The 9,070-nt window shown below is 41.6% G+C and carries 10 protein-coding genes; 6 read left to right on the top strand and 4 right to left on the bottom strand.

The annotated features are described in order from the left end of the window. Positions 1–148: 148 nt before the first annotated feature. From GB993_RS05055 to GB993_RS05045, 3 genes are all read right to left on the bottom strand, one after another. Entirely contained in the window at positions 149–1,060 is a 912-nt protein-coding gene (locus tag GB993_RS05055) for a peptidylprolyl isomerase (protein ID WP_161003321.1), read from the bottom strand. Positions 1,061–1,265: 205 nt separating this feature from the next. After that, on the bottom strand, positions 1,266–1,526 hold the full coding sequence (locus GB993_RS05050; RefSeq protein WP_017261672.1) for a hypothetical protein: 261 nt from the start codon (positions 1,524–1,526) through the stop codon (positions 1,266–1,268). Between the two features lie 3 nt (positions 1,527–1,529). Next, complete coding sequence (locus GB993_RS05045; RefSeq protein WP_017261673.1) at positions 1,530–1,964, bottom strand: HIT family protein; 435 nt, start codon at positions 1,962–1,964, stop codon at positions 1,530–1,532. Positions 1,965–2,327: 363 nt separating this feature from the next. On the opposite strand from GB993_RS05045, the gene GB993_RS05040 reads away from it, so the two are divergent. The 5 genes from GB993_RS05040 to GB993_RS05020 all read left to right on the top strand — a co-directional run bounded on the left by GB993_RS05040 (position 2,328) and on the right by GB993_RS05020 (position 7,693). Beyond that, positions 2,328–3,065: an ABC transporter ATP-binding protein gene (locus GB993_RS05040; protein ID WP_161003320.1), complete on the top strand. Its 738-nt coding sequence runs from the start codon at positions 2,328–2,330 to the stop codon at positions 3,063–3,065. Further along, positions 3,022–4,278, top strand: coding sequence for an ABC transporter permease (locus tag GB993_RS05035; protein ID WP_161003319.1), 1,257 nt, complete (start codon positions 3,022–3,024; stop codon positions 4,276–4,278). The genes GB993_RS05040 and GB993_RS05035 overlap by 44 nt, the downstream gene beginning before the upstream one ends. 145 nt (positions 4,279–4,423) lie before the next feature. Continuing rightward, the gene (gene trmB / locus GB993_RS05030) at positions 4,424–5,089 is read left to right on the top strand and encodes a tRNA (guanosine(46)-N7)-methyltransferase TrmB (RefSeq protein ID WP_161003318.1); all 666 of its coding nucleotides are present in this window, start codon (positions 4,424–4,426) and stop codon (positions 5,087–5,089) included. 278 nt (positions 5,090–5,367) lie between these two features. After that, positions 5,368–6,720: a PTS sugar transporter subunit IIC gene (locus GB993_RS05025; RefSeq protein WP_161003317.1), complete on the top strand. Its 1,353-nt coding sequence runs from the start codon at positions 5,368–5,370 to the stop codon at positions 6,718–6,720. Between the two features lie 103 nt (positions 6,721–6,823). Then, positions 6,824–7,693 (top strand): alpha/beta hydrolase, encoded by an 870-nt coding sequence (locus GB993_RS05020; RefSeq protein WP_347877348.1) that lies wholly within the window; start codon positions 6,824–6,826, stop codon positions 7,691–7,693. Between the two features lie 140 nt (positions 7,694–7,833). Here GB993_RS05020 and GB993_RS05015 read toward each other — a convergent pair whose 3' ends face one another. Then, positions 7,834–8,175 (bottom strand): hypothetical protein, encoded by a 342-nt coding sequence (locus tag GB993_RS05015; protein WP_017261679.1) that lies wholly within the window; start codon positions 8,173–8,175, stop codon positions 7,834–7,836. Positions 8,176–8,317: 142 nt separating this feature from the next. Here GB993_RS05015 and ytpR point away from each other — a divergent pair, with 142 nt between their 5' ends. Then, positions 8,318–8,959, top strand: a complete 642-nt coding sequence (gene ytpR, locus GB993_RS05010) for a YtpR family tRNA-binding protein (RefSeq protein ID WP_161003316.1) — start codon at positions 8,318–8,320, stop codon at positions 8,957–8,959. The last annotated feature ends 111 nt before the right edge of the window (positions 8,960–9,070 follow it).

Genomic DNA, 9,070 nt, shown 5'->3' with positions numbered 1-9,070 from the left:
TGGAGCTGTATATTTAGTTCTGGGCATACAAAAAATCCCTCCGTAACTGTCAGATGAATTATATTATTTCATCTGACAACCACAGAGGGATTATCGCAAAATGAGGTTGCCTTTTATCGTGCATAAACTAATTCAATGACCTAATTGCTTAGTTTGCAGAAGATGATGAGGTTGAAGTGTACTGTGAAAGCACATCCTTCAAGTCATTGTCCTTAATGTTAACGTTACCTTTCTTCAATTCCTTAGCAATAACGGATTGAAGGACAGTACCACCGTTGCTGGTGTCCATATCTTGGTTCCAAATTTGTTCCTTAAGATCTTGTTTGTGTTGTGTCCAAGTACCCTTAGAAGGCTTGTTCAACATCTTAATAACGTAGTAACTCTTTGTTCCAGTTTGTGAGTTAGTGTCTGTCACAGGGGTCTTCGTATATTCACCATTGTTCAATTTGAAGGCAGCTGTTTTAATACTGTCATCAACTGAAGTGGAGGCATTATCAAACGTTGGCACTTTTCCACCTTTATTTTTGGTAATCGTGTCGTCTGAATATTTCTTAGCGACTTTAGCAAATGAAGTACCAGAGTTTAATTCATCAATGGCTTTGGTGGCAGTGGCTTTCTTGCTAGTTACGATAACGGCCGTTGAAACTTTAGGTTCCCAACTCTTGAACTGTTTCTTCAAGTCAGAGTTAGTAATCTTGACGTCGTTTTTCACGGCCTCTTTTAGTAACAGGTTCATGCGAAGGGTGTCTTTCAAGCTGGAAGCTGTCATCCCTTGTTGGGTCAACATGCTGTTGAAGCTAGAACCGTACTGTTTCTTAACCGTGTCATATTGCTTGTTGACTTTACTGCTTGAAACCTTGCTACCGTAATTCTTTTCAAGCACTTTTTTGATGATCATTTGTTGCAGGACTTGCTTACCCTGACTAGTGGTCTTCATACTTGAGTAGTATTGGTCCTGGGTGATTTTACCACCATTGGTCGTTGCCACAGTTTTGTTTCCACACGCAGCAAGTGAAAAGGCCATCACTAAACCGGCTGGAACAAGAAGCCATTTTTTCATAAAAAATATTCACATCCATTTCGATTTTTGTTTGCCATGTCAACATGGCGAAACGTACAAAAGCTATATTAACATAGATTAATGCCGATGTAGAAACAAGCTGCCGCCTTAACGGAAACTTTTACTTGCGTTAAGGTACCGTTAAGCTACTGAATAAAAAATGCACTAAGGCCTAGATAGCAGGCATCAGTGCATGTAAACAACATTATTTTTTATCCTTGTGACGATTAATGGCAGCTAAGTCATCATTCAACTTGTCCAAGTTTTCTTGAATGACTTTTTCATGAGCTGCTGTTTTAAACTGAAATTGTTCAACGGATTTCTGAATATCATTAACCGTTTCTTGTGCTTTAGCTGCTGTTTCAGACAATTGCGAAACACTATTTTGCAAGCGATGTAGTGCGGTGGTGAAGCCTTGAACTGAAGCAACGAGTTCTCGAATGGGCGCAGTTAGTTTAGCAAACATGGATTACGCCCCCATATGTGCCATGATGTCTTGCTGAATTTTGCGGTAGGCCGCATCATCATAGTTATCACTGTTATCTTTAAAAATCATTTTGAAATCATCGTCATCGCTATAGCGAGGAACAATGTGAAAGTGTGAGTGGAACACAGACTGATAAGCGACCTTGCCGTTGTTGTTGACAATGTTCATGGCAACAATATTAGGGTTTGATGCACGGACAGCACGGGCGATTTTAGGAATCCTGGCAAACACACGTTGTGCCAAATCTTCGTCATAAGCAAAGATATCTGGTACGTGTGTCTTAGGAATGACCAAAGTGTGGCCTGGCGTGCCTTGTGAGATATCTAAAAACGCTTTAACTTCGTCATCTTCATATACCGTGTAGCTTGGAATTTCGCCTTTAATAATCTTACAAAAAATGCAGTTATCGTCTAGCATTACAGTTCCTCCTCATTTACGTATAGGTGCACACGTTTCGCTTGATTTAACGATTCGTGATTTAACCCATATGCACCTATACATCTTTTCACTTATCTTGATTATACACATCTGTCTTGACTGCGGAAAGGATTGTGAGACGTAAGTGTGTTAATCACTTGCACCACGCAATCCGTTTTTGAGGAGGATATATGCTATAATCAGGGACAGCATTTTTAAATGTAAGCACCAATACTAATGAAAATAGTGTTGTAACAGTTTAACGTTTATTCGCGCCGAGACCTAGTCTAAATATGGCACGATGATCGGAACAGAATAACAAAATAATATGAATGTAGATAAAATAATTGAAAGGATATAACTATGGGAATTGAAGTTGAACATTTAGTGGGCGGTTATTCGCAGGTTCCAGTACTAAAAGATGTCAGTTTTTCCGTTGCAGACGGCGAAGTGGTCGGCCTCATTGGTTTAAACGGGGCCGGCAAGTCGACGACGATTAATCATATTATTGGTTTGTTAACACCAATTCGAGGACATATCCAATTAGGCGGGGTGGACCTCAAAACGGATCCGTCCGCGTACAAACAGCAAATTGCGTATATTCCAGAATTACCAGTGTTATACGATGAGCTAACCCTTCAAGAAACACTCACGTTAACCATGATGGCTTATGGTTTAGATGTCGAGAAAACGTGGATTCGGGCACATGAATTATTAAAGACATTCCGTTTAGATAACAAGTTGAACTGGTTTCCTGCCAATTTTTCTAAGGGAATGAGACAAAAGGTTATGATTGTGAATGCATTTATGACCAATGCGAAAGTTTTTATTATTGACGAACCGTTTTTAGGCTTAGATCCGGTTGCTGTGCATGACTTGCTTCAATTGATTGAGGAAGCACGTGGCCGTGGGGCAGCCGTTCTCATGTCGACACATGTGCTTGCAAACGCTGAAAAATATTGTGACCGATTCATCTTGCTAAACCAGGGCGAAGTGAAGGTTTCTGGGACGTTAGATCAGTTAAGGGCCGCTTTCCCAGACGTAGGTGGTTCTCTGGATGATATTTATTTGGCACTTGCAAATGGTGAACGTAATGACTGATTTGCAGAAACTGTTTTCCCAACGTTTATCACGCCATGCCGGCCAGTTATTGAAATATTTACGGCTTGTCTTTACCGATCACTTTGTTATTGCGTTATTTTTCTTCTTTGGCGCGTTGGGATTTGCCTACCAGAATGAATTAAAAAGGTTAACATTAGGTGTCTGGTGGGGACCATGGTTAACGATGCTGATCTTAGTTATTACACTACAAATGGGAAGATTAGCAACCTTGTTGGAACCTGCTGACGCTGTCTTTTTGCTGCCCGCAGAAACAACTCTTCATCAGTATTTAAAGCATGCCCGCAATTATAGTTTGTTAATGGCAAGTTTCATTCAAATTGCGGTTGGCGTGGTTTTATTACCATTTTTAGCTCGTGGCGACCAGATGACGTTGCTTGAAGCGGCTATCCTTATTATGACTCAGTTAATTACTAAGGCAGCATGGATGAATTGGCAGCTACAGCAAGGCGTTCAACAGGTAAAGCATTCGATTGGCCAAGTTCGATTGGTGAACTGGTTGGGCGCAATTGTTATTTTCGGCCTCAGTTTGTTTGTGTCTGTCTGGGTTGGTTTGATCGCAGCTTTACTAGCTTTGAGTGCCTCAATTGCTGGTCTTGGAAAGCGTTGGCACAATGGTCAGTTGGCTTGGCAGTCGCTAATTACAAATGAAAATGGACGCATGATGGTTTTGTATCGTTTCTTTAACCTATTTACAGATGTTCCACAGGTTAAAGCAACGGTTAGAAGACGACGTTATTTAGACCCATTGTGGAAGCTCGTTATCGGTCATTCGACCAATCCGTATTTGTTCCTATTTACGCGAGGGCTTGGCCGTGATAGCGATACGTTTGGACTCATCACACGATTGACAGTTATGGGAATGATCATCTTAATCTTTTTGACTAATCAATGGGCCAGCCTTGTTGTGATGCTGCTAGCAATCTATTTGATTGGTTTTCAATTGTTACCTTTCTATCGCGAGTATGAGGGAAAGGTATTTACTCATCTGTTTCCAGTTACTAAGGGACAACAGTTGTCGGCTTTCAAAACAGTTTTAACTGACGTTTTGACAATTTGCGCCGTTTTGTTTGTCATCGTCGATGTTGCGGTCAACTGGTCATGGCTACGGCTTCTGATTGATGTCGTTGCGATGGCGGCTGAATTGATTATCTTTATTGGCTGGTATAGCGGTTGGCGGTTGAGAAAAAGCTAGGCTTAAACTACTGATAAAGTATAAAAACTGGACTCAAAGCGCCATTCACAATGCGAAATGCCGAACAGTTTGGTATGCTCAACAATCAACTCATTATCTGAAAATCACATAACTTGTTAAAAACAGTACAAGGAGAACCTTTTATATGCGAGTAAGAAACAAACCATGGGCGGACGATCTTATTGCTGAAAACCCTGCAGCCATTGTATTAGATCCTGCTGCTCACCGAGGTCATTGGCAAGATCGTTTTAAACAGCAACAGCCGCTACAAGTAGAGATTGGCACCGGTAAGGGTCAGTTTCTGATTGGTATGGCAAAAGCCCATCCGGAAATTAATTTTGTCGGTATTGAATTACAAAAGTCAGTCTTGGCAGCAGCCTTAAAAACGTCTTTGCCAGAAGCGTTAGATAATTTACAGTGGGTTTTGGCAGACGGCGACGGTGTTGAAACTTTCTTTGAGCCAGGTGAAGTTGATCAACTCTACTTAAACTTTTCTGATCCATGGCCGAAGACTCGACATGAAAAGCGGCGCTTGACGTACAAGACTTTTCTGGCCAGCTATCAGGCGGTTCTGCGTGACAATGGTAAGATTCAATTTAAAACAGACAATCGCCATCTATTTGAGTATTCACTCATGAGCATGACGACATTTGGGTTGCGACTAACTGAAGTTTCATTGGATCTACATGCAGACATTGCGGCTAGTGATGGTAAGCTGGAAAACATTGAGACAGAGTACGAACAAAAATTTTCAGCAAAAGGTCAACCCATTTATCGACTCGTTGTTGAAATGCCGGACAAGGCTAAGTAACCATTTAGTCGAATTAGAAATCAAAAGAGGTTGCGACATAAGTTTATTTGGGACGAATAATGTGAGCAGTATCGCGCTCCAAAGTCCTGAGGATTCCACTTAAGCCAAAACTGACCCATTCCCAAGTTCGGGAATGGGTCAGTTTTGCGTTAATGCTTGTTCTCAAATCAGACTTATGCCACAGCTCGTTTTTGATTATCACGAAAAACGGTTTCCGCTTGCACGTCGACAGAGCAAGCGGTATAAAGAACGTGACATATTATGAGGACGTGACTGTAATGATGAAACAACTTGGAAAAGATTTTCACATACGTAACGCAGAAGTAGCTTTATTTTTGCGAGACCGACCAATGACGTCTGTTATTCGTCACTCGTTAACAATTTTGTTTCCGTTTGTCTTAATGGACGTCTTATTGAGTTGGATTGATGAGGCGTGGTTGCGGCCAGATGGTTTTTACTATCAAATTTTTCAATTCAAACGTGCTGGTAGTGCATTAATTGAGGCCGGTTACTCGCTGAGCGATTTAGTTATCATGCTAAATGTGGTTGTCAGTATTTGCGCGGCCTATCTTGTGGGTTATTACTACGCAGAGTTTTTTCACAAGGACAAAATGACGACTGGACTCGCCAGTGGTGCAGCGTACATTATTTTAAATTATGACTATCGAAGCCCAGATAACTTATTCTTATTTGATAATTTTGGCTTGCGCGGTCTGTTCTTGGCGTTTGTGACTGGTATCATTGTCGGCCTAATATTCCGAATTCCTTTTAGCAATCACTTCTCCAGTCATCAAGTTGTAACGGAGGATGACCGACTTTTTTCGCGTTCTCAACGCATGTTTTTTCCGTTGGCAATCGTAATTATTTTGTTTGTGGGAATCGGTTTTAGTTTGAGTTTGGTTACTGCGGCTGGGCCACTTGGCATCCTCAATGAGGGGATTGCAACCCTTACTTTGGGCAAGGCGACAACGCATGTTTTTGCTATTCTGGCATCCGCTGTAATTAGTAATCTGTTAATGTTTTTTGGCTTGGCTAGTCCAATCGCGCAACCGCGATTAACTGGTTTTACGACGTACTCCGGTGCAAATTATCAATTTTCACAAGCGCATCATACATCGTTTGGTGCACCATACCCGATTACCTTACATACGCTGTATGATGTGTTCGGTAATATTAGTGGCGTGGGTGGCATGTTGGCGCTGATGATTGCGATTTTACTAGTCGGGATCGTTCATCGTGAACGGCGAGTCGCTTATCGTGGACTCCTACCAACGTTATCTAATATGTCGGGGATAGGGTTGGTTGGCTTACCAATGATTTTTAATTCAATTTACTTACTGCCAATGCTGATTGTTCCTGTATTCAATATGTTGGTTGGGGCGGTGTTGATCAAATCGCGCATTATTCCACCAGCAGTTTATCGAATTCCGTGGACGACCCCAGGGATTCTTCAGGGATATGCAGGCACGGGTGGTGATATTGCCACATTAGTTGTGGCGATTATTCTCTTTTTCTTGGACATTATTTTCTTTATACCGTTTGTAAAAAACGGAAATCGCCTGCAGGCATTATTAATAACGCGTGAGCGGAATCATAAGACAGAGACGGGACGTGATCAAAATGACCAATAAAATCAAACGATGGTTGTTTGTCGGCGGTCTGTTTGTGTTTGTTATTGTAGTGACTTGCTTCACGATTCCGTAGGTCAAGAGCTCAGTCACTAAGCCGCGAACCATTCGACAATCCCAAATGTCGCCAGTTATTTTTATTCCTGGATCGTCGGCTGGACAAAACCGCTTTGATGATTTATTTAAAACGATTAATTCAGGTCAGGGCGTGGCCAAAAATGTTCAGGGTGGTCAAAAGTCAACGCCAGTTCAACATAGCATTGTTAAAATTACGGTTAAGGAAAATGATACCCTCCAAGTCACGGGGCAAGTTCGGGCCGGTGACAACACGCCGTTCTTCGTCGTGGCGTTTGAAAATAACCATGACGGCTATGAAAATATCAAAAAGCAGGCCAAATGGTTTAATATCGCTTTTAACTATTTAGCAAAAACGTATAATTTTAACAACTTTTCTGGGTTTGGCCATTCTAACGGTGGGCTGATATACACATTGTTTCTAGAAAACTATTTCAACCAGTCTAAGTTTAAAATGCACGAATTGATGATGCTGGGCTCACCGTTTAATCTCGAAGAAAAAGATCAGAGCAAACGAGTCGCTATGCTAGATGACATGGTCGATAACCGTAATAAATTGCCGGCCTCATTAAATGTGTATTTGGTTGCTGGTACGGAAAACTACACAAATGACGGGATTGTGCCCGTTGATAGTGTGTACGCCGGTAAATATGTCTATCAAGATCAGGTCGCACATTTTACAGAACTCACGGTGACGGGCAGTGACGCGGAACATTCTGATTTGCCACAAAACAAGCAGATTGTGTCATTAATGTCACAAAACCTGCTACAATTCCAAGAACGACAGCCACGCATGAATAACGGAACGACTAATCAAAAATCGAAGAACAACTATAATAATCCTGACAATAATCAGCCATCTTCAAGTCAATCAAGCAGTGGTAGCAGTAAGAAAAAATAGAATTGCTATGGTATGTAAGGTTAGATTGATGTATTCGTAGATGAAGCACGATAGCGAAGAAGCCACCGAGATTGTGATTAATCTCGGTGGCTTCTTCACTATATTATGCAGATAATTTTTCATGCTAACAAAGATCATGGTTATGATTGGAGTTGTGAAGTTACCTTCCAAACGTCGACTACTTTGCCGGTTTTTGTATCGGCTAAAAACTCATAAGCAACAGGCTGACCATCCTCATGTTTGATGACACCGCCACGATAGACGAGCGTTTGAGCAGCAAAACGTTTAAAGGGTACAGGATGATGTTCAATCCAAGCACCATCAAGAGCGCCTGATTTACGGAAGGAAGTTTTAACCTCCGTTAAAATTCGATCCGGACGTTTTAGATGTAGATCCTGGATAAGCGCACCAAGAGCAAGACCGGCTGATATCCCCAGTCCTGCTAAGATGGCTAATTGGCTAAAATGCTGATTGTTTGTCAAGGCAATCCCTCCAGTTGTGGTCAAAATGAATTGCTCATAGTGTACACCATTTTAGGAAAACAGGAAAATGTTGTCTGAACGATTGACCACGTAAGTGCAAGAGGCTAAACTTTAATAACGACATTATATTCGGAGGAAGAACATGTTAATTGCAAGTATGAACCAGCAAGCATCCCCAGATGTACTGGTGGTCATTTTGGCTCCCAATGTGGCGGAGCAGTCTGTGGAAACCAGTCAGAACATTGCGCGTATCTATGATCCTAAAACCGATACAACCTTGGGTTTTAACTTTATTGGTGTTAGCCATATTGACAAGAGTATCGCCGGTAATGGACCAATCGAATTGTCAGATGATCAAATCAATGCCTTAAAGGCAGCAGTTAAACAAGCTGGCTTTGACGCTACAGTTTTAGTTGCTGACCGCACTCCAAAGTTTGTGGTTGGTTATGTTGAATCAACAACGAAGCATCCTGATTCTGATCACTTGTTAGTAACAAAAACGCGTGTTGACAATGATGAAACGCTGCAAATTGTGAGCGGATCACCAAACATGCAGGAACACATTTACGTTGTTGTTGCCAAAGTTGGTGCAGTGATGCCAAACGGTGAAATCATTTGGCCTGGCGAATTGCGGGGCGTTTCCTCAAATGGTATGATTACTAGTGGTCGTGAGCTTCATTTGCAGAATGCACCTCAGAAAAAAGGGGCACTGATTCTACCAGACGATTTTGCAAAAGTCGGTGATCCGTTTGACTTTGAACGCGGCAATAAGCTTTTTGTGTAATGCATTTAATTGTTAGTTAGTCCTTTTTCATGTTTTAGAAGTCTGAATTGCATGATAAGGATGCGAGGGGGCAGAGGCCTCCTCTTTTGCTAGTTCAAATTTTTATTCAAG

This window comes from Furfurilactobacillus milii, assembly GCF_009864005.1.
GTDB classification, from domain to species: domain Bacteria; phylum Bacillota; class Bacilli; order Lactobacillales; family Lactobacillaceae; genus Furfurilactobacillus; species Furfurilactobacillus rossiae_B.
Note: the sequence above shows the minus strand (reverse complement) of the source record. Positions and strands in the feature narration are given on the sequence as shown.

Bases quoted from the DNA above. Each gene is read 5' to 3' on its own strand.
- GB993_RS05025 (WP_161003317.1), top strand. From the start codon at position 5,368: ATGATGAAACAACTTGGAAAAGATTTTCACATACGTAACGCAGAAGTA.
- GB993_RS05045 (WP_017261673.1), bottom strand. From the start codon at position 1,964: ATGCTAGACGATAACTGCATTTTTTGTAAGATTATTAAAGGCGAAATT.
- GB993_RS05055 (WP_161003321.1), bottom strand. From the start codon at position 1,060: ATGAAAAAATGGCTTCTTGTTCCAGCCGGTTTAGTGATGGCCTTTTCA.
- GB993_RS05040 (WP_161003320.1), top strand. From the start codon at position 2,328: ATGGGAATTGAAGTTGAACATTTAGTGGGCGGTTATTCGCAGGTTCCA.
- trmB (WP_161003318.1), top strand. From the start codon at position 4,424: ATGCGAGTAAGAAACAAACCATGGGCGGACGATCTTATTGCTGAAAAC.
- ytpR (WP_161003316.1), top strand. From the start codon at position 8,318: ATGTTAATTGCAAGTATGAACCAGCAAGCATCCCCAGATGTACTGGTG.
- GB993_RS05050 (WP_017261672.1), bottom strand. From the start codon at position 1,526: ATGTTTGCTAAACTAACTGCGCCCATTCGAGAACTCGTTGCTTCAGTT.
- GB993_RS05035 (WP_161003319.1), top strand. From the start codon at position 3,022: ATGATATTTATTTGGCACTTGCAAATGGTGAACGTAATGACTGATTTG.